Source organism: Kitasatospora sp. NPDC058170, from assembly GCF_042883905.1.
Classification (GTDB): Bacteria; Actinomycetota; Actinomycetes; order Streptomycetales; family Streptomycetaceae; genus Kitasatospora.
In genome coordinates, this window is sequence record NZ_JBHVUV010000017.1 from 23,360 (window position 1) to 47,126 (window position 23,767).

The window sequence follows — 23,767 nt, forward strand, 5'->3', positions numbered from 1 at the left end:
CGCGGTGCCCGACCCGCCGGACCCGCCCGACCCGCGCGCTGCCCCACCCACAGCACCTGACCCACCCGCACCCGTAGGGAGAACCATGGAAAGCCAGAGCGTCGCGGAGCGGGGCACCACGCCCCCGGAGAAGCCGGCGATCAAGCTGATCGAGCAGAACGGCGAGGTGACCCTCAGCATCGGCGGCGAGCAGGCCATGCAGGCCTGGGAGCGGGACCTGATGTGGGCCAGCGCCGACATGCTCTGCGAGTACGGCCAGGACTTCTACGAGGTGGGGCTGGGGCTCGGCCTGTCCGCCCTGCGCATCGCCCGGAACCCGGCGACCCGCAGCCACACCGTGCTGGAACTCTTCGACGAGGTCGAGGAACTGTTCCGGGACCGGCACCCGCAGGTGCCCGACAACCTGACCGTCGAACGCGGCGACTTCTTCGAGCGGGTCTTCGAGCTGCCGTCCGAGAGCATCGACGGGATGTTCTTCGACCCGGCCCTCGACCTGGAGGTCTGGACGGACGCCGCGCTGTGGGCCAGGACCATGCCGGAGGTCGTCCGGGTGCTGCGTCCCGGCGGCGTGTTCATCCCGTTCTTCAGCACCAAGCCGGAGCTGCGCTGGCAGTACCTCCCGCACTTCCGCCGGATCCGGGTCGAGCGGCACCGGTTCGTCGCATACGACACCACCGAGTACACCCATGGCGGCACCACCGGCGACGCCTTCATCCAGTGCTTCCTCAAGGACTGACCCGGCACGCCGCCCTCAGCCCACGACCGCCCGCCGGTCGGCCCTCGCCCGACACCGCCCACCGGCGCTGCTCCGGAGGTATCCCCATGGCCATCACGCTGCCCCATGACTCCCGTGACTCCCGCCCTGACCTGGGCATCCGTTCGATCTTCCTCGCCGGCCCGTTCATCCAGCTCCTGGACCCGGAGACCGGAGAGATGCCGGACGACGCCCGGGCCCCGTTCGACGTCCTGATCAAGCACTTCGAGGCGCAGGGGCTCTCCGTGCACAACGCCCACCGCCGTGAGGCGTGGGGGGCGGAACTGATGCAGCCGGAGCAGTGCACCCGACTCGACCAGGACGAGATCCGCAAGGCCGACGTCTTCGTCGCCCTGCCCGGTCATCCGGCCTCGCCGGGCACCCACATCGAGATCGGCTGGGCCAGCGCCTTCGACAAGCCGATCGTCCTGCTGCTGGAGCGCGGCAGGGAGTACACCTTCCTGGTCCAGGGCCTGCACACGGTGGCGTCGGTGGAGTGCGTGGTCCACACCGACATCGCCACCTGCCTGCCGGCCCTCGACCGGGCGGTGGACCTGGCGGTGCTGCGGCAGCGGGAGGGCGCCGGCCGTCGGTGAACCGGGAGCGCCCGGGCCCCGGCCGCACCGGGGCCCGGTCCTCCTCCGCACAGCCCCTCCACCGATCCCCCGAGGAGCACGCATGAGCAGGTCCGCGCGGCTCCTGGCCGCCCTCCTCGCGTGCTTCGCGCTGATCGCCAGCACCGCGGGCACCAGCACAGCGGCCACCAGCACCGCGGGCACCAGCACCGCGGGCACCAGCACAGCGGCTACCAGCACCGCGGGCACCGCACCGGCAGGGCACGGTCCGCGCAACGCGTCGGAGCGGACGCCGGCTGCGGCCGCCTACACGGTCGATCTGACCGGCGGAGCCTCGGGAGACGACTGGTCCGGGCACGAGCGCGTGAGCTTCGACAACGTCTCGACCGAGCCGCTCCACGAGGTCGTCCTGAGGCTGTGGGGCAACGCCCACGGCGGCTGTTCGGCACCGGCCGTCAGCGTGACACGCCTGGTCGGGGGCGCCGAGGACGGCCTCTCGGTCGGGTGCACCGCGCTGCGGATCGCCCTGCCGACCCCGCTCGGTCCCGGCGGGCGCCACACGATCGGCTTCGACGTCACCATGCGGGCTCCCGAACGCACGGACAGCGCCGACCGGTTCGGGCGGCACGGGGCGTACAGCTACTTCGGCAACGCCCTGCCGGTGCTCGCGGTGCGGGACACCACCGGCTGGCACCTCGACCCGTTCACCGACACCGGGGAGTCCTTCTACGCCCTGGCCGCCGACTTCACCGTCGTGCTCGACCACCCCGCCGCCCTGGGGGTACCCGCCACCGGGCGTTCGTCCGACACCCCGGGCGCCACCGGACGGACCGTCACCACGGCGACCGCCCGACAGGTGCGTGACTTCGCCTGGGCCGCCGGCCCGTTCGACACCGTCTCCGGAGTCTCCGCCGGCGGGGTCACGATCAACGTCCACAGGACGGCCGGCGTCGGCGCGGCGGACGCGCAGGCGATGCTGGCCACCGCCGGGTCCGCGCTGGACGCGCACAGCCGCGCGTTCGGCGCGTACCCGTACCCGGAGCTGGACGCCGTCCTGGACGACGACCTCTGGTTCAGCGGCATGGAGTACCCGGGCTTCGTCCTGGACCGGGTGAAGGCGACCGCGCTCGTCCACGAGGTCGCGCACCAGTGGTGGTACGGGATCGTCGGTGACGACCAGTACCACCAGCCCTGGCTGGACGAGTCGTTCGCCGAGTACGCCACCGACCTCGCCCTCGGCCGGGACGGCGCGGGCTGCTGGAGCACCGTCGCGTGGGTCTCGCCCCGGGAACGGATCACCAACGGCATGGCGTACTGGGACGACCACCCGGAACGGTACGAGACCGTCGTCTACGACTACGGCGCGTGCGCCCTGCACGAGCTGCGGCGGCTGATCGGCACCGACACGATGACCCGTCTGCTCCACGGATACGCGCGCGAGCACTGGTACGGCGTGAGCAGCACCCCCGCTTTCAAGGCCGCCGCCCAGGGCGCCACCGCCGAGGACCTGACACCGTTCTGGGCCGCCCACCGGATCGACGGCTGACCGGTCGCCCCCGAACGGGGACGGAGCCGCCTTCGGGGCAGTCCCCGCCGAAGCACGGCCCGAGCCACCGGCCGACGCACCATCCGAAGCACCGACCCGGTACCGACCGTGGCCGTGGGTGCCCCGGGGTGCCCCGGGTGGCGGAGGCTCAGCGCAGTCGGCGGGCGCGCAGCACGAGGTCGTCGGTGTGATGCGCACCGGCACCGCCCTCGGGTGCCAGGCGGGGCCGCTGCTCGTCCACCTCGATCTCCCAGTCGTCGTCGAGGAGCGCGGCCACCATCGAGGGCCAGACGTAGTCGGCCGGGTCGAATCCGCTGTCATCGGCCGGCCGGGTGTCCATCCCCGCGTGGTGGACGAGCAGCAGCACTCCGCCGGGCGCGACGGCGGCGAGCAGGGCGCGCTCGGCCGCGGCGTCGGGGGTGCGCAGCAGGGCCGGGTACTGGGCGGAGACCAGGTCGAAGGACGCCGGCCGGAGCGGCGCCTCCGCCAGTCCCGCGTGCACCCAGCGGACGGCGGCACCGGCGTCCCGGGCGTGCCCGGCCGCCCGTTCCAGCGCCACGCCCGAGACCTCGAGCGCGGTCACGTCCCAGCCGCCGCGGGCGAGCCAGACGGCGTCCGCGCCCTCACCGCAGCCGACGTCGAGGACCCGCCCCGGGGTGAGCGCGGCGGTCTCGGCCACGAGCGCGCCGTTGGGGCGCCCGCTCCACAGCTGCTGGCGGTCGGCGTAGCGGCTGTCCCACTCCGCCCGCACCGAGGGGTCTCCGAGGTACTCGTCCACGGGCGGGAGGGCGTCGGACACGGTCGGAACTGCTGCGATGTTGTCGGTCACGGGCCCACCGTCGCCCACCGCGTCGCGGCCGCGCCAGTCCTGTTGCCGATCCGGCAACAACGGTGCCCGGGCGGTCCCGGAGGGCCGGGCGCGGTGACGCACCGCCAGACCTCGGCGGGCTCCCGATTGCCTCTCCTGGTCTCCAGGTTGCTCAGTCACCCGGATATCGGGAGCGACCACCTGCCCGCATGCCGCAGACTCGGACCGAGCACGTTCCAGAGTGGAGGATGGATTTCATGGTCGACCGACCCTTGACGATGATGGCGGTACACGCCCACCCCGACGACGAGGCCACCGGAACCGGGGGTGTCCTCGCGCGGTACGCGGCGGAGGGCGTTCGCACGGTCCTCGTCACGTGTACCGACGGCGGTTGCGGTGACGGGCCGGGGGGTGTCAAGCCCGGCGAGCCCGGACACGATCCGGCGGCTGTCGCCGCGATGCGGCGTCAGGAGCTGGAGGCGAGCTGCGAGGTGCTGAAGGTCAGCCACCTGGAGCTGTTGGAGTACGCCGACTCCGGGATGATGGGCTGGCCGGCCAACGACGCGGCCGGGTCCTTCTGGCGGACGCCCGTGGAGCAGGGCGCGGCCCGCCTCGCCGAACTGTTCCGGCGCTACCAGCCCGACGTGGTCGTGACCTACGACGAGAACGGCTTCTACGGCCACCCCGACCACATCCAGGCGAACCGCATCACGATGGCGGCGCTGGAGCTGTCCGGGATCACGCCGAAGGTGTACTGGACCACGGCGCCGCGCTCGATGATGCAGCGGTTCGGGGAGGTGCTGCGCGAGTCCGGCGCGGACTGGGAGGAGCCGAGCCCGGAGGAGGCCGCCGCAATGGCCGAGATAGGGCTCCCCGACGAGGAGATCACCACCTGGGTGGACACCACCGAGTTCGGCGGCCAGAAGTTCGACGCGCTGGCCGCGCACGCCAGCCAGGGCGAGAACATCTTCTTCCTGAAGATGGGCAAGGAGCGGTTCACCGAGCTGATGGGCGTGGAGACCTTCCTCCGGGTCCGTGACACCACCGGCGCGGCCCTGCCCGAGAACGACCTCTTCGCCGGACTGCGCTGACCCCCGACGCAGCCGGGCCGTCGGCGTGACCGGACCCGGAGGATCCGGTCCGGTCACGCCGACGGCGGACGAACGGGGTTCAGGCCAGGCAGCCGACGTGTGCCAGGGCCCGCTTGAGCAGCGCCCCCTGCCCGCCGGGCATGTCCTGCTGCACCAGCGGCGAGGCGGCCTCCTCGGGGCTGAACCAGACGAGGTCGAGCGCGTCCTGCCGCGGCCTGCAGTCGCCGGCCACCGGGATGATGTAGGCGAGGGACACCGCGTGCTGCCGGGGGTCGTGGAACTCGGTGATGCCCAGGGTCGGAAAGTACTCGGCGACGGTGAACGGCTGCAGCGAGGCCGGGATCCGGGGCAGTGCCACCGGTCCGAGGTCCTTCTCCAGGTGCCGCAGCAGCGCGTCGCGGATCCGCTCGTGGTACAGCACCCGGCCGGAGACCAGCGTGCGGCTGACCGTCCCGTCCGGCCCGATCCGCAGCAGGAGCCCGATCTGGGTGACCTCGCCTGCGGCGTCGACGCGCACCGGCACGGCCTCGACGTACAGAATCGGTATCCGGGCCCTCGTGGTCTCAAGTTCCTCGGGGGCGAGCCAGCCTGGCTTGGTTTCCGTCATGTCAGACATTGGCTGATCGTACGTTCCCCCGCTCCCCCCTGTCCGATGCCCCGCTCGCCGACCCGCCCTGGGTCGCCGGCCCGGGGTCGCCGGTCGGCGCGGCCACCACCCGGTCCCCCGGCTCTCCAGGCTCCCCCGGCTGCTCCCCCTGCTGCTCCCCCGGCTCCCCCTGCCGGTCCGCCGGTTCACCGGTTCACCGGTCGCTGCAGAGGGACAGCAGGGCACCGAGGACGGTCGCGGTGGTGAGGATGCCCCGGTGGTCGAGATGGACGGTGCCGGCGTCCACGACGCTCCACGGCTCGTGGACGGTCGGTGCGGTCAGCCGCAGGTGGGCCGAGGCGGGCCAGGAGCCGTCGCGGTTCTGCCGGTCGAGGAGGCTCCGGAGCGGTTCGTGCGGTCCGGGGACGCGCAGGGCGAGCCGGCAGCGCAGGAGGAGTGCGGTCTCGAAGGGGCCGTCGGGCACGTAGTCGCACACCGCCGCGCGGGTCGGTTCGAGCACCCGGTTCGCCACCGGCCGACCGTGCGGCCCGGTGAGGAGGTCGAGGGAAGACGCCGTCGGGTAGAGCGGCGTCAGCCACCAGTACGGGCTCCACAGGCCGTTGTCACCGCGCTGTCCGAGGAGCCAGGAGCCCGCCCGGGCCGCTCCCGCGCCGAGGCCCGCGACCGCTGTCGCGGTCACGTCGGCGGTCGGCGCGGTCCACGCCCCGCCGGGCAGCGAGCCCGGCGGGTAGGTCGCGACGCCGCCGTCGGGGTGGCAGCACCGCTTGAGCACCGCCAGGGCCCCGGGCGGGACGGGCAGACCGCGCGAGCGCAGCGCCCGCAGCGCCAGACCGGTGGAGTCCGCGTCGTCGTCGCAGGTCCCGTTGTAGCCCCACCCCCCTCCCGGGGTGCGGGCGGAGCGCAGCCACCGCAGTGCGGTGTCGGCGGCACGTCGTGACGGACCGGCGGGAAGGCCCGGCAACTGGGCCAGGACGTAGGCCGTCACCCACCCGTCGGCGATGCCGACCGGCAGCGAGTAGTCGCTCCAACAGCCTTGCCGCTGCGCCAGGTTCAACCATCGCAGGCCGCGCTGGACGGCGGCGGCCACGTCCGGGCCCGACGGCTGCCCGGCCCCCGGTCGGCGTGCCCCGGCTCCACCCGGCGGCCGGTCGTACCGGGACTCCCGGGCCGTGGTGGCCGACGGCGGTTCGAGGTAGACGTTGACGTGGCGCGAGCCGTCGGGTTCGTAGCCGAGCCCGACGAAGCGGACGACATCGCTGCGGTCCTCCGCCGGTTCCGGTGCGCCGAGGGCCGCGAGGGTGGCGTCGAGTCCGGCGGGATCCAGCCCGAGGCGGCCGAGCAACCGGGCAGTGCCCCGCACGGCGGGCGCGTCGCCCGTGCTCCACCGGGTGACGGCGAGATCGGTCTTGAGGGTGAGTGCGCCGTCGCCGGGGTGGACTTCGAGGGTCAGGACGAAGGCACCGTCGGGGTAGGCGGCCCGGTCCGGATGGGGGAACGCGTCGAGCAGCTCGCGTACGGCCGGCAGGTGGGCCGCTGCGCCGAGGGCGGTGTACCAGCGCTGCAGCCAGGCCGCGGTCACGCTCTCCGATCTGAAGTACGCCTTCACCCGCCCCGGTTCGCCCGTGGGCGTGATGTCGACGGCGAGACCGACCGGCCACGACCCGGCCGACACCTGCGAGGAGAGCTCGCACAACCGCTCAAGGGCGCGCTCCCGGCCCAGTGACCTGAGGACCCGGCCGACGCGCCGCCACCTGTCGAGCGGCCGGTCCCGGCAGAGGTTGAGGTAGGGCTTGAGCGCGACGGTGGCTCCTGCCGCACCGACCCCGGTCCACAGGGCGCTGCGCCAGTGCGCCGGGAGGTTCCCGCCCCCCGGCAGGACGGTCGGCAGGACGTCCTGCGCGAACCAGCGCGGGACTCCGGGCAGGCCGAGGACGCGGCAGGCCTGCCCGAGCCGGTCCAGCGACACCTCCAGCCGTTCGCCCGCCCCGGTGCCGGGCGTGCCGGACTCGCACAGGAACCGGACGGCCCTCGGCAGGCCCGTGGTGCCGAAGCAGGCCGACCACTGGAAGGGCAGGCCGTTGGCGTTGATGCGGGACAGGCCCGGATAGTCCTCGGCGGCCGCCCGGTCGAGCGACTCCCGGGTCAGGGCTTCGAACACCTCGCCGAGCCGCTCGGTCGTCGCATGCGGAAGGCGGGCAGCCGCCGCAAGTGACCGCAGCTGCCCGCCGACCAGGCCGTCCAGCCGGGCCGTCGTGGGAGTCGGGACCGGCATGGCCCTCCTGTCAGGGATGGGGACCCGCTCGGTTCAGGGAGTGGGGATCCCTCGGTTCAGGGGGTGAGGACCGCTCGGTTCAGGGAGTCGGGACCCGCTCGATGATGGCGACGGAGCCGTCCGCCCCGCTGGTGCCGGACGCGCCGGTCTCGCCGGTGGCACCGGGGCTGCCCTGGGCGCCGGCGTTGGTACCGGTGCCCGGCTCTCCGCCCCTCCCGCCGGCACCGGCGGCGCCGCCGAGTCCGCCCGGGCCGCCGGCCGACGTCCCGCTGACCGTGCCGGTCGTGATGGTGTTGGCCACGATCGTGATGTTGCCGCCGCTGCCGCCGTCACCACCGCGGCCACCGTCGCCCCCGCCACCGCCTCGACCGCCGTCGCCGCCGTCACCGTCCGGGTCTCCGTCGTGCGCGGGCTCCCCGCCGCCACCTCCGAAGCCCCCGTCGCCACCACGGCCGCCGTCACCTCCGCGGCCGCCGCGGCCACCGCCCGTGTTGACGTTGAACCCGACGACGAAGTCGTCCACCTCCAGGACGATGTTGCTGCCGTTCCTGCCGTCACCGCCGGCGGTGCCGTCGGCCCCGCTCACACCGTTGCCACCGCTGCCGCCGTCGCCCGGCGGATCGCTGCCGACCCAGTGGTCGACTCCGGCATCGCCGACCTGTCCGGTCGCGCCGGTGCCCCCGGCCGTCCCGGGGAGTCCGTCGACGCCGTCCGAGCCGCCGCTGTTGATGTCAGGCATGGTTGCTCACCTCTCGTTGTGCGTTTCGCGGTAGGGGTCCCGACCGAATCGGGTCGGCGCCGCTAAGCCGGCGTGCCCTCGACCGAGACGGCGCTGATCTTCACGTTCCCCCGGCAGACGATGCGGCCGCTGCCGTGCATCCGGATGCGCCGGGCGACGAGCCCCTGGGTGTTGGCCGACAGGGTGAGCGTCGCACCGTTCGCGATGTCGATGTCCCCCGCGGTGAAGATGTGGATGACCGGCCGCACGTCGGCGAGCCACCGGTCGATCGCCGGACGCCACTGTTTCAGCGGCGCCACACTGGCCGCGTGGACGTACTCGCGCGCGGCCAGGTAGGCCAGGCCGCGCGCCTCGCCGCGGGCGACCGGATCCTTCACCTCCAGGTCCTCCGGGCGCAGCAGGCGCTTCGTCAGCTCGTCGGTGCGCAGGCGGAGATGGTCGGGGCGCAGGGCGTGGTCGGGGACGTTGCCGGGCCCGAGCAGCTTGCGCACCTCGTCGATCGAGCGCGGGCGCACCTCGCGGTAGCCGGCGGCGAACCGCGGCGAGTCCGGCGAGACCACGAGCCTCTCGTTCGCCTCCAACCGGAGGTCCTGGGGTGGGGTGGCCGCGGCTCGGGGATCGCCGGGCGATGCGTTGGCGGGTGACGTCATGAGGTCCTCCCTCGGAGTTCGGGACGCGGCCCGGGCCGGACGTTCGGGGTGCGCCCCGGCCCGGGTCCGCCGTCCCTCGCGGCGCCGGCGCGCGCGGGCCTGGACCACGGACCGTCGGCGGCAGCCGCTGGGGATGCCCACGGCCCCCGCGGGAGGAACCCGCGGCCGGGCCGTGGCCACAGCCAGCTTGGACCTGTTCGCCCCGACGCGCAGCGCCGGGCGGCAGCACGAGGCTCCGCGGCGCCGGCGGCCGGCACCGGCTCCGGCCGCCGGACCGGGCCCCTGGCGGAGCCGGTCCACCCGGGCGGCGCAGCCGCGTCCGCGCCGCCCGGCGCTGCTCCTCGCGGGTGACGTACCTCCCGGTTGCCGGACTTCCCGGGTGACATCCCTCCCGGGTGACGTCCGGACCCGGCCGGGTCACCCCAGCCGGGCGTCGAACCTCAGCGCCTCGACGAGCTCATCGACACGCCGCTCCGGCAGGCCGCGGGAGACGAACCAGGCTCCGACATTGCGCACGTCCCGCTCCAGGAACGAACGCCCGCGCGGGTTGGCGACGATGTCCACGATCTGCGGAACGTCGATGATCACCAACCGTCCGTCGTGGACCAGGATGTTGTACGCGGAGAGGTCCCCGTGCGCGTAGCCGTCACCGGCCAGCACCGACAGGCTGCGGCCGAGCTGCTCCCACAGGTCCTCGACATCCGCCTCCTCGGCGCGCAGCTGCGCGAGCCGCGGTGCGGCGGTGCCGTTCTCGTCGCCGACGAACTCCATCAGGATCTCCGTGCCCGTGATCTGCACCGGGTACGGAACGGCCACGCCGGCCGACCAGAGCCGGCACAGGGCCGTGAACTCGGAGGCGGCCCACTGCCCGGCGATGGCCTCCTTGCCGAACGCGGTGCGCTTGGCCATGGCCCTGGCGATCCGGGACTCCTTGTGCCGGCGGCCCTCCAGGTAGCCGGAGTCGCGGTGGAACATCCGGTGCTGGGCGTCGCGGTAGCGCTTGGCCGCCATCAGCGTGCGCCGGCCGGTACCGGGCACACCGCGTTCCAGGAGGAAGACGTCGGCCTCCTTGCCGGTCTTCACGATCCCGAGTTCGGTGTCGACGGCCGCGAGTTCGGTCACCACCCAGGCGGGACGCGGCTCGGGCCCCTTCTCGGTGGGCGTGGACTGGTCCCAGGTCGACCAGCGGTCGCCCTCGGCCGGGCCGTCGGTGACCGGACCCGGACCATCGGCGGCGCCGTGGCCGTCGTTGTTGTCGTAGTTCTCGTAGCTGTCGTAGCTGTCGTGGTGGCCGTGGCTGTCGTCATGCCCGTCATGACCGGCATGACCGGCATGACCGTCGAAGCCGGAGAGCCCGGCCCCGAAGGCCTCGCCGTACACGGCTTCGGGCTCGTGGTCGTCGAACCGCTCGGACCGGCGGCCACGACGAGGGGCGCCCTTGGGGCGGACCCGGGAGAAGGTTTCGCTGTCGGAATAGCGCTCACGCACTGCGGTGGCTCCTGAGGAACGGCCCACCGTGCGCCAGTTGCGAGGCGTCGTCAGCCGGTGGGCGAAAGACGAGAGAAGGAGGCGTATGGCGCGCACACGAGGGCGCGCCGCGAGACGGCGGCAACCATCCGGACACACCTCCTCTGCTTCTCCACGTCGGTCCTCACGCCACAGCACGGAAGCGCAGCGGCGGAGCCACGGCGGTGCCGCGGCGAGAACGGTCAGAGTCTAGCGACCCTCAAGATCAGCGCAACCGAATTACCCGCGGCCCCCAGCCGGTCGGCCGGGTTGCCGTCGGCCACCGGAGGACGGACATTCGTGGTGGTGCCGTCGGCCGGCTCTCCGCCTCGGGAGATCGTTCACCGGCAGAACCCGGCAGAGTGCCCGGACGGCGTGGAGGTGGGTGTAGCGATGAGCAAGGTGCAGGAGTCGATCGACGTGGACGTTCCGGTCCGCGTCGTCTATGACCAGTGGACGAGCTTCGAGCGCTTCCCGGAGTTCATGGAGGGCGTGGAGGAGGTCAGGCAGCTGGACGACCTGCACGCCCACTGGAAGACGAAGATCGCCGGGTTGTCCCGCGAGTTCGAGACCGAGCTCACCGAACGCGTCCCCGACGAACGGGTGTCCTGGCGCACCACCAGCGAGGACGTGAAGCACACCGGCATGGTCTCCCTGCAGCCGATCGACGCGACCCACACGCGCGTCAGGATGACCATGGACTTCCAGCCCACCGGCTTCGCCGAGAAGGCCGCCGACAAGCTGGGCGTGCTCGAACGCATGGTGAGGGGCGACCTGCGCCGCTTCAAGCACTTCGTCGAGGAGCGCGGCGCCGAGCCCGACGCCCGGGGCGACGGTCCTGGCTCCGGCGCGTAAGGGCACCCAGGAGCGCGTAGGGCACTGACGGGCGCGGCAGGGGCAGGGGCAGGGCAACAGGACGTGTAGGGGAACGGGAACGCGGGCGGACGCGGGTTCATGACGCAGCGCCGGGCGGAGCCGTCCACCGGCTCCACCGGCGCACCCGGTGTCGGTGGCAGGGCCTACCTTGGGTCATGTCGCCGGGCGCCGCCCGGAAACGCCCCCCGTCGCCCGAAAGGGGCCCCACCATGCCGATCGCCGTCGACGAGCAGGTCACGTACCTGGAGCTCTCCGAGGATGCGGGCAGCGCCCACAAGTTCTACGAGGTGAAGGTCTCCGGGCTCGCCGTGACCATCCGTTACGGCCGGATCGGGGAGCCGGGCCAGGCTCGCACGACCTCGTACCCGACGGCGGAGAAGGCAGCCTCGGCCGCGGCGAAGAAGCTGGGCGAGAAGGTGCGCAAGGGCTACGCCCCGGCGGTGGCCGGGGTCCGGCAGCCGCGTGCGGTGACCCGCCGCGCGATCGTCAGCAGCGGCTCGACCGCCCGCCAGGCCCCCGTTCTGTGGCGCTTCCGTTCCGGCGCGGCGGCGTTCGGGATATTCGTCGGCGAGGAGCACGCCTGGGTGGGCAACGAGCGCGGGGACGTCTACACGCTCACCCACGACGGCCGGGTCACCGGCCGCTACGGGCTCCCCGACGGCGTGAAGTGCATCGTCGCCGACGACTGGTGGATCTACGCCGGCTGCGACAACGGCAAGGTGTACGACCTGGGCGGGAAGGTGCCCCGGGTGGCGTACGAGATCGCCGAGGACGTCGACATCTACTGGCTGGACATCCACGACGGCGTGCTCGGGGTGGCCGACGCGCGCGGGGGCATCACCACGGTCGACCACGAGGACGAGTTCCAGTGGCGGCGCAGCGCCACCGGGACGGACGGCTGGATGGTGCGCTGCGACTCCGACGCCGTCTACCACGGCCACTCGAAGGGCGTCGCGCGCTACAACGCGCGCGGTGGCGAGCCGGTGTGGCAGGTGCCGACCACCGGCGAGGTGCTCTTCGGCTGGCAGGAGCGTGACGAGGTGTTCGCCGGCACCTCGCGCGGCTGGGTCCACCGGCTCCGCAAGTCGGACGGCTCCGAGGCCGCCCGCTACCGCTGTGACGCGTCGGTGTTCTCCTGCGCGGCCTCGCCGGACGGCCGGTACGTCTTCGCCGGGGACAACCACTCGTCGGTGTACTGCTTCGCGGCGGACGGCACCCGGTTGTGGAAGCTCGGCACGGGCTGCGGCTCGGCGTACAGCATGCAGTACCGCGACGGCCGGCTCTACATCGTGACCACGGACGGGTCGCTGGCCTGCCTCGACGCGAGCGAGCAGGCGGTGCTGGCGGCGGAGCAGGGGCAGTTGCCGAAGGCCGCCGAGGTGGACGGCAACGGCTGGACGGCGTCGGTGGCGGGCGCCGAGGTGGAGACGGTGGCCGCCGGCTCGGCGGGCGCCACCGGGATCGAGGTCGAGTGCGTGCAGGACGGCAGCCGGCTGCGGGTGCGGGTGGTGGCACCCGGTTTCGACCCGGAGCGCCGGGTGCAGTTCCCGAAGGACATCCGGGTGGCGGGCGCCCGCTACCTGGTGGCGGAGGTCCGGGAGTCCGGTGACGGCGGCTTCTACCGGGCCCGCGGCGACATCAAGCGCCTCCTGTAGAGGCGGGGCGGCGGCGCGGCGGCGGGCACGGCCTCAGCGATGGCACGCCGCCGCGAGGACCAGCAGCAGGAGCGCGACCACGGCCAGCGGCAGGCAGCCGCAACCGCAACCGCAGCCGCCGTCCCGGCTCCGGCCGGCCTCGACATGGCCGCCGGGAGGAGTGCCGGGGTGCCGCCTGGCGTAGTGCTCGATCTGCTGCCGCTCCCCCTCGGAGCGGCCGAGCCACGACGTCCTGAAACCGCACTCACCGCACCAGTAGCGGAATGCCACGTCGTCTCCTCGTGTCCTGCCGTGCGACGGGTCCGTAAGGGCAGCGATTGTGGCGTTGGTCATGCTCGGCGGACAGGCCAAGCGACCGGCCATACCTGACCGGGTGTCACGGGTAGGCTCGCCGCCGGACCTTACCGGCGAGTAGAGGGGCACTTCGGTGGCAGAACGGCTCGGCATGCTGTTGCGCCGGCTGCGCGGTCAGGCGGGCCTGACGCAGGAGCAGGTGGCCGAACGGTCCGGAGTGAGCGTGCGCACGATCCGCCGGCTGGAGAGCGGGAGATCCACCGACCACCGGCTGGGTACGGTGAACCTGCTGGCCGACGCCCTCGGCATCAGCCAGGAGGAGCGCCGGCACCTGGCGGCCGCCCTCGCGACCTCGCGGGACGAGACGGCCGACGAGCGCCCCGCCGTGGCCGACGGACCTCTCGCATCGGCTGCCGCGCCGCCCGGAAACGCCCCCGGACAGCCCGAACAGCCCGAACCCGCCGCACCGCCCACGCTGCCCGCATCACCCGAACTGCCCGGACCCGCAGCTTCCGCAGCCCCCACGCCCCCCTCGCCCCGGCCGATACCCGCCGTGCTGGCCGACGCCGCGCAGGAGTTGGCGACGGAGGTCCGGCGGCGCTGGCGGCGCGAGGAGGCGCAGCGCCGCGTCCACGACCCGTTTCCGCTTCCGGTCCGGTGGCAGCCCGCGCCCGCGGGTCTCACGGACCGCCCGGAGAACATCCAGCGGCTCGGGCCGGGTGCCGTGCCCCGCCCGGTGGACCTGAGCGGTGATCTGCGGAGCGTCGCGGAGGTCTACCGGCGGATCGGCTCCGGGCGGCTGGTGATCCTCGGGCAGGCGGGCTCCGGCAAGTCGGTCCTCGCGATCAGGTTCCTCCTGGACCACCTGGAGGCGGCCCCGACCGCCCTCGACCGGGTGCCGGTCGTCCTCGGCCTCGGCTCCTGGGACCCGACGACCACCGCGCTGCGGGACTGGCTGATCGGCCGGCTGCTGCGCGACCACCCGCACCTGGCCCGCCGGGGCCCCCGCGGTTCGACCCTGGCCGCCGCGCTGGTCGACGCCGATCTGATCCTCCCGGTGCTGGACGGGTTCGACGAGATCGCGGAGGGCCTGCGGCGAGAGGCCCTCGACGTGCTCAACGCCACCTCCTTGCCGCTCGTCCTCACCAGTCGGCGCGGCGAGTTCGCCGAGGCGGTCCAGGAGGCACACGCCCCGCTGCTGTGGGCCGCCGGCATCGAGCTGACCGATCTCACCCCCGACGACCTGGTCGACTACCTGCCGCGAACCGCCCGGACGATCTCCGGCGGCGGCCACGACGGCGACGGCACCAGCGGCGGCGGCAGTACCAGCAGCAACGGCAGCGGCAGCGGCACCAGGGACGGCGGCGGATGGGACGCCGTCCTCGAGGAGCTGCGGGCCGGGGAGACGCCGGCCGCCGCGAACCTCGCCACCGCGCTCACCACCCCGCTCATGGTCATCCTGGCCCGCGCCATCTACAGCGAGACGCCCGGCCGCGATCCCGCCGAACTGCTCGACTCCGCCCGCTTCCCCACCGCGAGGGCGCTGGAGGAACACCTGCTGTCGGGCTTCGTCCCCGCGGTCTACCGGCACCGCGCCCCCGAGCGGGACGCCCCCGGCCACCAGCCCAGGTCACCGGGCTGGGACCCAGATCGGGCACAGCACTGGCTCGGCCATCTCGCCCACCACCTGGCGCGGTTCGAGCACGACCGGCAGGACCTCGCCTGGTGGCAGCTCGGCGACTCGCTGCCGCGCTCCACCCGCATCACCGCCGTCGTGGCAGCCACCTCCCTGAGCGTCGCGCTGTCCGACTGGCTCGCCTGTCTGCTCGTCAGCCCCCTGCTCGGTGCCCCGCTGGGGATCGGCGAGATCCTCCTCCAGGGGAGCCTCATGGGCCCGGTCGCAGGTCTGGCCTTCGGCTCGGTCTACGCGATCCTGCTCACGCTCGGCGGCGGGAGGGCCTTCGAGCCGACCCGCGTGCGGCTGCGGTTGCCCGGCACGCGCGGGAGCCTCGGCCGCCGACCCGTCCGCACCTTCGTCACCCGGTTCGGGAACGGCCTGTTCGGCGGGGCCGTGATGGGCGTCGGGTACGCGTGCGCCCTCACGCTGGAGCGTTCGCTCTACACCGGGATCCCGCTCGGCGACGCGGAGGTGGTCGAGGGCACCCTGATCAACATGGTGTGCTTCGGGCTGGTCTTCGGATCGGCCGCCGGCCTTGTCTTCGGCCTCTCGGCCGCGCTGGAGGCGCCCGTCGACGTGTCCTCCGCGGCCACCCCGGCCGGTCTGCTGTCCTCGAACCGCGCGACGGTCGGGCGGCAGTTCCTCGTCCTGGCGCCGGCGCTCACCCTCGCCATCGCCATCTGCGGGCGCCTCGTCGTCGACCTGTTCCAGGGCCTGCTGGGGCCGCTGAGCTGGGGGCTGGCGGACGGCCTCTTCATCGGCGCGGTCGGCGGGATCGGCGGGACGGCCGCCTATCTCCTCGCCTTCACCGCCTGGGGGCAGTGGGTGGTGCTGTCCCGCGTCCTGCTGCCGCTGACCGGCCGGCTGCCTTGGCAGCCTGCGGCGTTCCTGGAGGACGCGTACCACCGCGGGGTGCTTCGGCAGACCGGTGCGGTCTACCAGTTCCGGCACGTGCGCTTGCAGCACCACCTCGGCCGGACGTTCCGTCATCGTCACGCCGCCTTCGCCCCGGCCACGTTCCCACCCGCACCGCAGGCGCCGGCCGGATCGCCGTAGCGGCCCCCGCAGCCGGGCCCGGGCGGGCGGGCGGCGACGCGGTGTCCGGGGCGGCCGGTCATATGTGGCCGGTGCCGTGGCCTGTCCGACCGGCCGCCCGGGCAGCAGCATCGGAGGGACCCGGCCGGCACGGCGCCGGCGCAGCGGAGGTGCCCGAGGCCTTCGCGGCGCCCGCGGCAACGTCGGAACGGCGAGCGCAGCGCGCCGCCGGGGACCACCCTCAGCCCAAGGAGTCCGATGAAGCCCCTACGTCTGACCGCCGCCGGTGCGGCGCTGGTACTCGCCGCCCTGGCCGGCGCCGGCCCCGCGAGCGCCGACACCCCGACCGCCGGCACCCCGACCGCCGCCGGCATCCTCCAGGCCGGCGCGCAGCAGGGCGTCGCCGACGGATACCCCGGCGTGATCGGCCTGGTCCGCCAGGGCGACACCACCCAGTACGTGCACGCGGGCGTCGGCAACCTGTCCACCCGGGTGCCCGCCGACCCGGCGGCGAAGTTCCGCATCGGCAGCAACACCAAGGCGTTCACCGCCACCGTGCTGCTCCAACTGGAGGGCGAGCAGCGCCTGTCGCTCGACGACAGCGTCGCCAGGTGGCTCCCCGGGGCCGTGAACGCGAACGGCTACGACGGCGCGAGGATCACGATCCGCCAGCTCCTCAACCACACCTCCGACCTGCCCGACTACGCCAAGGACACGGGGTTCTCGCTGACCTACGCGCTGAACGCCCGGCCCGACCAGGCCTGGTCGCCGCAGTCCCTGGTCGACCTCGGCCTCGCCCAGCGCAAGCCCACCGGCACCCCCGGGCAGAAGTGGAGCTACTCCAACACCAACTACGTCCTGGCGGGCATGGTGGTCAAGGCCGTCACCGGCAACGACACGGCCACCGAGGTCCAGCACCGCATCATCGAACCGCTCGGCCTGCGCGACACCTCCTACCCCACCACCGACCCGTCCCTGACCGGCAACTACCTGCACGGGTACGAGTACCCGGTGATCAGCATCGGCATCAGGGACGTCAGCACCTCCAACATCCAGGCCTTCGGGCCCGCCGGCGCGATCGTGTCGACCCTCGACGACCTGACCGCCTTCTCCAGGGCCCTGGTGACCGGGCGGCTCCTGGCGCCCGCGCAGCAGGCCGAGCTCAAGACCACCGTCCCGGTGACCGCCGACGGCACCGTGGGCTACGGCCTGGGCATCCTCCACGTGCAACTGCCGTGCGGGCAGTGGGCCTGGAGCCACAACGGCGCCGTGCTGGGCTACTTCAGCGACTGGTACACGAGCGACGACGGCGCCAAGCAGGTCGCGCGCGCCAACAACGAGTTCCACCTGCTGGCCGGGACCAGGGGCCAGCAGGACACGGGCAAGGCGACGGTCGACGCCTACTGCGCGCTGTAGCCGCTGCCCCGGACGCGCCTCGCCGCGCCCCGCGCGGCGCCTTCCCGCCCCGGGCCTTCCCGCGCCGGACCTGCCCGCGCCGAGGCCCCCGACCGCACCCGCACCCGTGCCCACTCCCACCCGAGAGGACCGCTGATGACCTCGCTCCTGCCCTCCTGGCGCCGCCGCACGAGGGCGACCGTCGTCGCCGCGGCAATGGCCGTGACCGCGCTGCTCACCACCGCGCCCGCCCACGCCGACGACACCGCCCCGCCGCCCTTCGCCGACGGGTTCGGCCTGACCCGGATCGGCGCGCCCGAGGTGCGTTCGAGCACCGACTTCACGCTCACCGTGGCCACCGCCCAGCTGTCCGGCACCCACAAGATCCGCATCCTCCTCCCCCGGGGCTACGCCGAGGACCCCGGCCGGCGGTGGCCGGTGGCCTACTTCCTGCACGGCGGGGCCGGCACCGTGGACGACGCCGCGGCCGCGCCCGCCCTGCACTCGGACTCGATGATCACCGTCGTCCCGGACGGCGGCCTGAAGGGCTGGTACGCCGACTGGCTGATGCAGAACACGGCCCTCGGCGCGGCCAACTGGCAGACCTTCCACACCCGGCAGGTCGTCCCCTTCATCGACGCCAACCTGCGCACCCTCGCCGACAGGTCCCACCGGGCCGTCGTCGGCCTGTCCATGGGCGGCTACGGTGCGCTGCGCTACGCCGAGTACCGCCCCGACCTGTTCGGCCACGTCGCCTCCCTGTCCGGCGGCATCGACCTCGGCATGGCGGAGATCCGCGGGACGGTCGTGGCCACGGAGCTCAACCTCCCGGGCGCGCTGTGCGCGGTGACCACCTCCGGCACGGGTCAGTGCACCGGTTACGGGACCTACGTGGACAGCGACGCGATCTTCGGCTCGCCGTACCCGGTCTTCAACGCCGACCACATCTGGAACGAGGTCAACCCCGCCGCCGTCGCCAACCTGGCCAAGCTGTCCGGGACCGAGATCGACCTCTACACCGGCGACCAGGGGCCGATCGACCACTTCACCGCAATCGCCACCCACACCGTCCGGACCCGTCTGGACAAGCTCGGGATCGCCAGCCGCCTCGTCGACTACGGCGACGGATCGAGCCTGTCGCCCAGCTGCAACGGCGGGCACAACTACGGCTGCTGGGCCCCCGCGCTCGCCGACTACGTCCCCCGGCTGGCGGCCTCGTTCGCCTCGGCGGGCTGAGGCCCGGGGCCGGGCGCAGGCCGGGCACAGGCCGGGCACAGGCCAGGCCTGGCGGCTCGGGCTCAACGGGCTCAACGGGCTCAACGGGCCGGCGGCGGGTGAGCCGCCGGCCCGGGTGCCCACGACGAAGACACGTACGCACCCTGCCCTCGCTCCGCCGGGTGCGCAGTTCCGGAACGCAGGAGGAAGAGCATGACCGAGCAGGAGAGCCGGGCGAACGGCCGACCGGACGGCAGCGGGCACGGCAGACAAGGCGGGCAGGGCGGGCAGGGCGGCGGGAACAGTGACGGGGACGGCGTGGACCGGTTCCTGTCGCAGATCGACGAGGCCGCGGCCCGCGAACGGCTGGGCGGCCGGCGCGCGGTGTATCCGGGCACCCAGTCGCAGAGCGGCTCCCTCGGCTGCGCCGTGACGGGGATCGTGGTCCTCGGAGGAATCGCGCTCGCGCTGTCCCAGACGGCGGCCGCGGTCATGGCGGTCCTCCCGCTCGGGCTGCTGCTGGTGGTCCCGTTCGCCATCTGGCACGAGCGGTCCACGTCGAGGAAGAACCGGGGCCTGCGGATCGACCTCTTCGACCACGGCCTCACCGCCGTGGTGCAGGGCCGGGTCCACACCGTCCGCTACGAGAGCACCTCGGTCCTCCAGCACATCGTCCGGCACACGGGAGCCGGCGGCTACACGGCGTACGAGTACACGGTCACCGACACCGAGGGCGGGAGGGTCGTCCTGCGGGGACGGGCGGACCGGATGGGCGAGGTCGCGGAGAAGGGGAAGTTCGGCAGGCCCCAGGACTGGGGGCCGGCCATCCAGAACGCGGTGACCCGGGCACAACTCCCCGGAGCCGCAGCCGCGATGGAGTCGGGAGGACGCCTCGACTTCGGCCCCCTCTGGATGACCCGGGACGAGATCGGGTCCGCGCGGGGGTCGGTTCCCTGGCACGAGATCGAGCAGATCAGGGCGGCGAACGGGATCGTCACGGTCAAGGTCGCCGGAAGGCGCCGCGGACCGGTCGACGCCGCGGTGAGCAGGATCCCGAACCTCTCCCTCTTCCTCACCCTCGCCGAACGCCGACGGGCGAACGGGCGCCGCCCCGCCGCCTGAGCCGACCGGCCGTCGGCACCGAGGGGCCTTTGGCCAGACGGGAGTTCGATGCCGCCCAACTATTGATAGGAAACTTTACTTTCTACTACTCTGTCGGCTGGCGGCTCGGCGCGGCGCCCGTTCCCGATGGGGCGTGACGCGCTCAGTGAGAGCTCTGACCCGGCCGCCGCGGTGGTGCGGTCACCGCTTGGCCGGTGGGCTCCCACATGGAGCGCACCGGTGTCCAGCTCTCGCCGTTTCTCAAGGTCAGGGAGTCCAGGGATGCGTCTGGGAGTCTCAGCAAGACCTGCTCGTGTCGGAGTGTTCGCCGCCGTGCTCGCGTTGCTCGGCGGCCTGCTGCTCGGCTGGTCGGGGCGGGCGGGGGCAGCGGTCGATCCGCTGATCTCGCAGGGGAAGGCCGCGACGGCCTCGTCCACGGAGGGGTCGTCGTACGCGGCGGGGAAGGCGTTCGACGGAAGCGCCACCACGCGGTGGGCGAGTACGGAGGGGAAGGACCCGCAGTGGCTGCGGGTGGACCTCGGCAAGAACGCCAACATCTCTCGGGTGAAGCTCACTTGGGAGGCCGCCTACGCGAAGGCGTACCGGCTGGAGGTGTCGGCCGACGGGGTGACCTGGACGGCGGTGGCCGAGGAGAAGGCCGGGAACGGCGGCACGGACGACTGGGCGGGGCTGGCCGGCAAGGGCCGCTACGTCCGGATGTACGGGACGGCGCGCGGGACGGCCTACGGGTACTCGCTGTTCGAGATGGAGGTGTACGGGGTGCTGGACGGCGGGACGCCCCCGAGCGGGGGGTTCACCGTGGTGGCGGCGGGTGACATCGCCGCCCAGTGCACCGCCTCCGACAGCGGCTGCGCGCACCCGAAGACCGCCGCACTCGCCCAGCAGATCAACCCGCAGTTCTACCTGACGATGGGTGACAACCAGTACGACGACGCCCGGCTGTCGGACTTCCGGAACTACTACGACAAGAGCTGGGGCGCGTTCAAGGCCAAGACCCACCCGGTACCGGGCAACCACGAGACCTACGACCCGGCCGGGTCGCTCGCCGGGTACAAGTCGTACTTCGGCAGCATCGCCTACCCGCAGGGGAAGAGCTGGTACAGCTTCGACGAGGGCAACTGGCACTTCCTGGCGCTGGACTCCAACGCCTTCGACCAGAGCGCCCAGATCGACTGGCTGAAGGCCGACCTGGCGGCCAACTCGAAGAAGTGCATCGCCGCCTACTGGCACCACCCGCTGTACTCCTCGGGCGGCCACGGCAACGACCCGGTCTCCCGGCCGGTGTGGAAGATCCTCTACGGCGCCAAGGCCGACCTGGTGCTGAACGGGCACGACCACCACTACGAGCGGTTCGCCCCGCAGGACTCGGAGGGGAAGGCCACCGCGGACGGGATCGTCGAGATCGTCGGCGGGATGGGCGGCGCCGAGCCCTACCCGATCGAGCAGGTCCAGCCGAACAGCCAGAAGCGGATCAGCGGTGAGTACGGCGTACTGAAGCTGGACTTCACCGACTCCGGGTACGGCTGGAGCTACGTCGGCACGGACGGCCAGGTCAAGGACAGCAGCCCGAAGTACAGCTGCCACTGATGATGTACCTGGCCACCACCGGCCGCCGTTCGGACGCGCCGCCCCGCCCCACCGGGGCGGGGCGGCGCGTCCCCGGCACGGTCATCGCGCTCGGTGCGGTCAGCCTGGTCACCGACGTCTCCTCGGAGATGGTCACCGCCGTGCTGCCGCTCTACCTGGTGCTGGGGCTCGGCCTCTCACCACTCCAATTCGGTTTTCTCGACGGCCTGTTCAACGGCGCCACGGCGCTGGTCCGGCTGCTCGGCGGGCGGCTTGCCGACCGGGGCGGCGGCCGGCACCGGACGGTCGCCGGGTTCGGCTACCTGCTCTCGGCGCTCTCCCGGCTCGGGCTGCTGCTGGCCGGCGGCGCGGCGGGCGGGATCGCCGCCGCGCTGACCGCCGACCGGCTCGGCAAGGGCGTGCGGACCGCGCCGCGGGATGCGCTGATCTCGCTCAGCGCACCGCCGGAGGCGCTCGGCCGGGCGTTCGGCGTGCACCGGGCGATGGACACCACGGGAGCGCTGCTCGGACCGCTGGTCGCGTTCGCGGTGCTGTGGGCGACGGCGGACGCGTACGACGCGGTGTTCGTGGTCAGCTTCGCCGTCGGGCTGCTCGGCGTGCTGGTGCTGGTGCTGTTCGTCCCGGCCGGACCGGCGGGGTCGGTTCGGGCGGCGGTGCCGGTTCGGGCTGCGGTGTCGGCCAGTGCGGTAGCGCCGGTCGTCCGGCCGAAGCCGCCGCGGAAGAGGACCGCGGTCCTGCGCGACCCGGTGTTCCGGCGGGTGGTCACGGCCGCCGCGCTGCTGGGGGCCGCGACGATCGGCGACTCCTTCCTCTACCTGCTGCTCCAGCGCGGCCTGGACCTCTCGCCCGCGCTCTTCCCGCTGCTGCCGCTCGGCGCGGCGGCGTGCTACCTGCTGCTGGCCGTACCGGCGGGCCGGATCGCGGACCGGACCGGACGACGCACCCCGTTCCTGTTCGGACACGGTGCGCTGCTCGCGGCCTACCTCACCCTGATGGCTCCGACGGGGTGGTCGACCGCCGTGCTCACCCTGGTGCTCCTGGGAGTGTTCTACGCCGCCACGGACGGCGTGCTGATGGCACTCGCCGGACCGGTGCTGCCGACCGACGGCCGGGCGGGCGGGCTCGCCGTGCTGCAGACCGGCCAGGCGCTGGCCCGGCTGGTCGGAGCGGCCGGGTTCGGCGCGGCCTGGACGTGCTGGGGGCCGCGCCCGGCCCTGGCGGTGGCCGCAGTCGCGCTGGCCGCCGCACTCACCGCCGCATGGCGGATCCTGCCGGGACGGGAGGTCTCATGAAGGCGCGTTCGACAATCCTGGTCATCGCCGTCCTGGTTCTGCTGGGCGGTTCACTCGGGTACGTGCTGCACGCCAGGCAGCGCGGCGGCGAGCACCAACTCGTCGCGGCAGAGAGCTCGTTCACCCTGAACGAGCCCGGACTCTACTACCGGGACACCGCCACCGGCCGGGTCGCCCGCAGCCCGGGCACAGCGGACGGGCCGGCCTCGGGCACCCCGGACGGGCCGTCCTGCGCCCGGTTCTACGCCGCGGGGGACCGGGCGCTGTGCCTGCGGGCGCTGCCCGGCATCCCGGCCCGAACCCAGGCGGTGGTGTACGACCGGCGGTTCACCGAGCTCCAGACGGTGACGGTGCCCGGCATCCCGAACCGGGCCCGGGTGTCGGCCTCCGGACAGCTGCTCTCCTGGACCACCTTCGCCGTGGGCGACTCGTACGCGGCCAGCGGCTTCTCCACCCGGACATCGGTGCTGGACCTGCGCACCGGCTACCTGGTCAAGTCGATCGAGTCCATCCCGCTGACCGTCGGCGACACCCGGTACCACGCCGCCGACGTCAACTACTGGGGCGTCAACTTCGCCGACGACGACAACCGCTTCTACGCCACCGTCTCGACCGGCGGCCAGACCCACCTGGTCGAGGGCGACCTCCGGGCCTGGTCGGCCCGGACGCTGCGGGAGAACGTCGAGTGCCCCTCGCTCTCGCCGGACGGCACCCGGATCGCCTTCAAGAAGAAGGTCTCGGCCGACCCGGCCGCGCCCTGGCAGCTGTTCGTCCTGGAGCTGGCCGGGATGCGTGAGCACCCGCTGGCCGAGTCGCGCAGCGTGGACGACCAGGCGGCCTGGCTCGACGGCGAGACCCTCGGCTACGCGCTGCCGGGCCGGGACGGGAAGGGCAGCGACATCTGGACCGTCCCGGCGGACGGCGGCGGGGCGCCGCACCTGCTGGTGCCCGGCGGCTCGTCGCCGGTGGCCGTGCCGGCCGCGACGAGCACCCAGCGGGGCTGACCGGCCAACGGGGCCAACTGGGCTTACGGACAGGTCAGCGACCTACCACTACCCGCAGGACCGCTC

20 protein-coding genes are annotated in these 23,767 nt (G+C 73.4%); 13 read left to right on the forward strand and 7 right to left on the reverse strand.

Annotated elements, in window-relative coordinates; translation table 11 throughout:
- The first annotated feature begins 85 nt into the window (after positions 1–85).
- The 3 genes from ACFVVX_RS20005 (at position 86) to ACFVVX_RS20015 (ending at position 2,875) form a co-directional block, all read left to right on the forward strand.
- A complete protein-coding gene (locus ACFVVX_RS20005; protein ID WP_387947306.1) occupies positions 86–736 on the forward strand; it encodes a class I SAM-dependent methyltransferase in 651 nt (216 codons plus the stop codon).
- A gap of 86 nt (positions 737–822) precedes the next feature.
- Positions 823–1,350 (forward strand): nucleoside 2-deoxyribosyltransferase, encoded by a 528-nt coding sequence (locus ACFVVX_RS20010; RefSeq protein WP_387947308.1) that lies wholly within the window; start codon positions 823–825, stop codon positions 1,348–1,350.
- An 82-nt stretch (positions 1,351–1,432) separates the two neighbouring features.
- Positions 1,433–2,875, forward strand: coding sequence for a M1 family metallopeptidase (locus tag ACFVVX_RS20015; RefSeq protein WP_387947310.1), 1,443 nt, complete (start codon positions 1,433–1,435; stop codon positions 2,873–2,875).
- A 148-nt stretch (positions 2,876–3,023) separates the two neighbouring features.
- On the opposite strand, the gene ACFVVX_RS20020 is transcribed toward ACFVVX_RS20015, so the two are convergent.
- Positions 3,024–3,704 carry a class I SAM-dependent methyltransferase gene (locus tag ACFVVX_RS20020; protein ID WP_387947312.1) on the reverse strand — a complete coding sequence of 227 codons (681 nt, stop codon included), beginning with the start codon at positions 3,702–3,704 and terminating at the stop codon, positions 3,024–3,026.
- A 236-nt stretch (positions 3,705–3,940) separates the two neighbouring features.
- Here ACFVVX_RS20020 and ACFVVX_RS20025 point away from each other — a divergent pair, with 236 nt between their 5' ends.
- Entirely contained in the window at positions 3,941–4,774 is an 834-nt protein-coding gene (locus ACFVVX_RS20025) for a PIG-L family deacetylase (RefSeq protein WP_387947314.1), read from the forward strand.
- 79 nt (positions 4,775–4,853) lie between these two features.
- On the opposite strand, the gene ACFVVX_RS20030 is transcribed toward ACFVVX_RS20025, so the two are convergent.
- The 5 genes from ACFVVX_RS20030 to ACFVVX_RS20050 form a co-directional block, all read right to left on the reverse strand.
- On the reverse strand, positions 4,854–5,381 hold the full coding sequence (locus tag ACFVVX_RS20030) for an NUDIX hydrolase family protein (RefSeq protein WP_387947587.1): 528 nt from the start codon (positions 5,379–5,381) through the stop codon (positions 4,854–4,856).
- 193 nt (positions 5,382–5,574) lie between these two features.
- Complete coding sequence (locus ACFVVX_RS20035; protein WP_387947316.1) at positions 5,575–7,653, reverse strand: hypothetical protein; 2,079 nt, start codon at positions 7,651–7,653, stop codon at positions 5,575–5,577.
- Positions 7,654–7,732: 79 nt separating this feature from the next.
- On the reverse strand, positions 7,733–8,392 hold the full coding sequence (locus ACFVVX_RS20040) for a hypothetical protein (protein ID WP_387947318.1): 660 nt from the start codon (positions 8,390–8,392) through the stop codon (positions 7,733–7,735).
- A gap of 62 nt (positions 8,393–8,454) precedes the next feature.
- Positions 8,455–9,042, reverse strand: coding sequence for a hypothetical protein (locus ACFVVX_RS20045; protein ID WP_387947319.1), 588 nt, complete (start codon positions 9,040–9,042; stop codon positions 8,455–8,457).
- A 417-nt stretch (positions 9,043–9,459) separates the two neighbouring features.
- Positions 9,460–10,530, reverse strand: coding sequence for a serine protein kinase RIO (locus ACFVVX_RS20050; protein WP_387947321.1), 1,071 nt, complete (start codon positions 10,528–10,530; stop codon positions 9,460–9,462).
- A 411-nt stretch (positions 10,531–10,941) separates the two neighbouring features.
- On the opposite strand from ACFVVX_RS20050, the gene ACFVVX_RS20055 reads away from it, so the two are divergent.
- Positions 10,942–11,403, forward strand: a complete 462-nt coding sequence (locus tag ACFVVX_RS20055; RefSeq protein ID WP_387947323.1) for an SRPBCC family protein — start codon at positions 10,942–10,944, stop codon at positions 11,401–11,403.
- A 230-nt stretch (positions 11,404–11,633) separates the two neighbouring features.
- Complete coding sequence (locus tag ACFVVX_RS20060) at positions 11,634–13,079, forward strand: WGR domain-containing protein (RefSeq protein WP_387947325.1); 1,446 nt, start codon at positions 11,634–11,636, stop codon at positions 13,077–13,079.
- Between the two features lie 33 nt (positions 13,080–13,112).
- Here the strand turns inward: ACFVVX_RS20060 and ACFVVX_RS20065 are convergent, their stop codons facing one another.
- Positions 13,113–13,349, reverse strand: coding sequence for a hypothetical protein (locus ACFVVX_RS20065; RefSeq protein WP_387947327.1), 237 nt, complete (start codon positions 13,347–13,349; stop codon positions 13,113–13,115).
- A 157-nt stretch (positions 13,350–13,506) separates the two neighbouring features.
- Between ACFVVX_RS20065 and ACFVVX_RS20070 the strand changes: the two genes are divergently transcribed.
- The 7 genes from ACFVVX_RS20070 (at position 13,507) to ACFVVX_RS20100 (ending at position 23,701) form a co-directional block, all read left to right on the forward strand.
- The gene (locus tag ACFVVX_RS20070; RefSeq protein WP_387947329.1) at positions 13,507–16,107 is read left to right on the forward strand and encodes a helix-turn-helix domain-containing protein; all 2,601 of its coding nucleotides are present in this window, start codon (positions 13,507–13,509) and stop codon (positions 16,105–16,107) included.
- 237 nt (positions 16,108–16,344) lie between these two features.
- A complete protein-coding gene (locus ACFVVX_RS20075; RefSeq protein ID WP_387947331.1) occupies positions 16,345–17,502 on the forward strand; it encodes a serine hydrolase domain-containing protein in 1,158 nt (385 codons plus the stop codon).
- Between the two features lie 135 nt (positions 17,503–17,637).
- Positions 17,638–18,717, forward strand: a complete 1,080-nt coding sequence (locus ACFVVX_RS20080; RefSeq protein WP_387947333.1) for an alpha/beta hydrolase — start codon at positions 17,638–17,640, stop codon at positions 18,715–18,717.
- Between the two features lie 192 nt (positions 18,718–18,909).
- Complete coding sequence (locus tag ACFVVX_RS20085) at positions 18,910–19,818, forward strand: DUF6585 family protein (protein ID WP_387947335.1); 909 nt, start codon at positions 18,910–18,912, stop codon at positions 19,816–19,818.
- A gap of 312 nt (positions 19,819–20,130) precedes the next feature.
- A complete protein-coding gene (locus ACFVVX_RS20090; protein WP_387947337.1) occupies positions 20,131–21,405 on the forward strand; it encodes a discoidin domain-containing protein in 1,275 nt (424 codons plus the stop codon).
- Positions 21,406–21,407: 2 nt separating this feature from the next.
- Positions 21,408–22,697 carry an MFS transporter gene (locus ACFVVX_RS20095; RefSeq protein ID WP_387947589.1) on the forward strand — a complete coding sequence of 430 codons (1,290 nt, stop codon included), beginning with the start codon at positions 21,408–21,410 and terminating at the stop codon, positions 22,695–22,697.
- The gene (locus ACFVVX_RS20100; protein WP_387947339.1) at positions 22,694–23,701 is read left to right on the forward strand and encodes a TolB family protein; all 1,008 of its coding nucleotides are present in this window, start codon (positions 22,694–22,696) and stop codon (positions 23,699–23,701) included. The genes ACFVVX_RS20095 and ACFVVX_RS20100 overlap by 4 nt, the downstream gene beginning before the upstream one ends.
- Positions 23,702–23,767 lie beyond the last annotated feature (66 nt).

Coding starts and splice junctions, on each gene's coding strand:
- ACFVVX_RS20005 (WP_387947306.1), top strand. CDS start 86: ATGGAAAGCCAGAGCGTCGCGGAGCGGGGCACCACGCCCCCGGAGAAG.
- ACFVVX_RS20010 (WP_387947308.1), top strand. CDS start 823: ATGGCCATCACGCTGCCCCATGACTCCCGTGACTCCCGCCCTGACCTG.
- ACFVVX_RS20015 (WP_387947310.1), top strand. CDS start 1,433: ATGAGCAGGTCCGCGCGGCTCCTGGCCGCCCTCCTCGCGTGCTTCGCG.
- ACFVVX_RS20025 (WP_387947314.1), top strand. CDS start 3,941: ATGGTCGACCGACCCTTGACGATGATGGCGGTACACGCCCACCCCGAC.
- ACFVVX_RS20030 (WP_387947587.1), bottom strand. CDS start 5,381: ATGACGGAAACCAAGCCAGGCTGGCTCGCCCCCGAGGAACTTGAGACC.
- ACFVVX_RS20035 (WP_387947316.1), bottom strand. CDS start 7,653: ATGCCGGTCCCGACTCCCACGACGGCCCGGCTGGACGGCCTGGTCGGC.
- ACFVVX_RS20040 (WP_387947318.1), bottom strand. CDS start 8,392: ATGCCTGACATCAACAGCGGCGGCTCGGACGGCGTCGACGGACTCCCC.
- ACFVVX_RS20045 (WP_387947319.1), bottom strand. CDS start 9,042: ATGACGTCACCCGCCAACGCATCGCCCGGCGATCCCCGAGCCGCGGCC.
- ACFVVX_RS20055 (WP_387947323.1), top strand. CDS start 10,942: ATGAGCAAGGTGCAGGAGTCGATCGACGTGGACGTTCCGGTCCGCGTC.
- ACFVVX_RS20060 (WP_387947325.1), top strand. CDS start 11,634: ATGCCGATCGCCGTCGACGAGCAGGTCACGTACCTGGAGCTCTCCGAG.
- ACFVVX_RS20075 (WP_387947331.1), top strand. CDS start 16,345: ATGAAGCCCCTACGTCTGACCGCCGCCGGTGCGGCGCTGGTACTCGCC.
- ACFVVX_RS20080 (WP_387947333.1), top strand. CDS start 17,638: ATGACCTCGCTCCTGCCCTCCTGGCGCCGCCGCACGAGGGCGACCGTC.
- ACFVVX_RS20085 (WP_387947335.1), top strand. CDS start 18,910: ATGACCGAGCAGGAGAGCCGGGCGAACGGCCGACCGGACGGCAGCGGG.
- ACFVVX_RS20095 (WP_387947589.1), top strand. CDS start 21,408: ATGTACCTGGCCACCACCGGCCGCCGTTCGGACGCGCCGCCCCGCCCC.
- ACFVVX_RS20100 (WP_387947339.1), top strand. CDS start 22,694: ATGAAGGCGCGTTCGACAATCCTGGTCATCGCCGTCCTGGTTCTGCTG.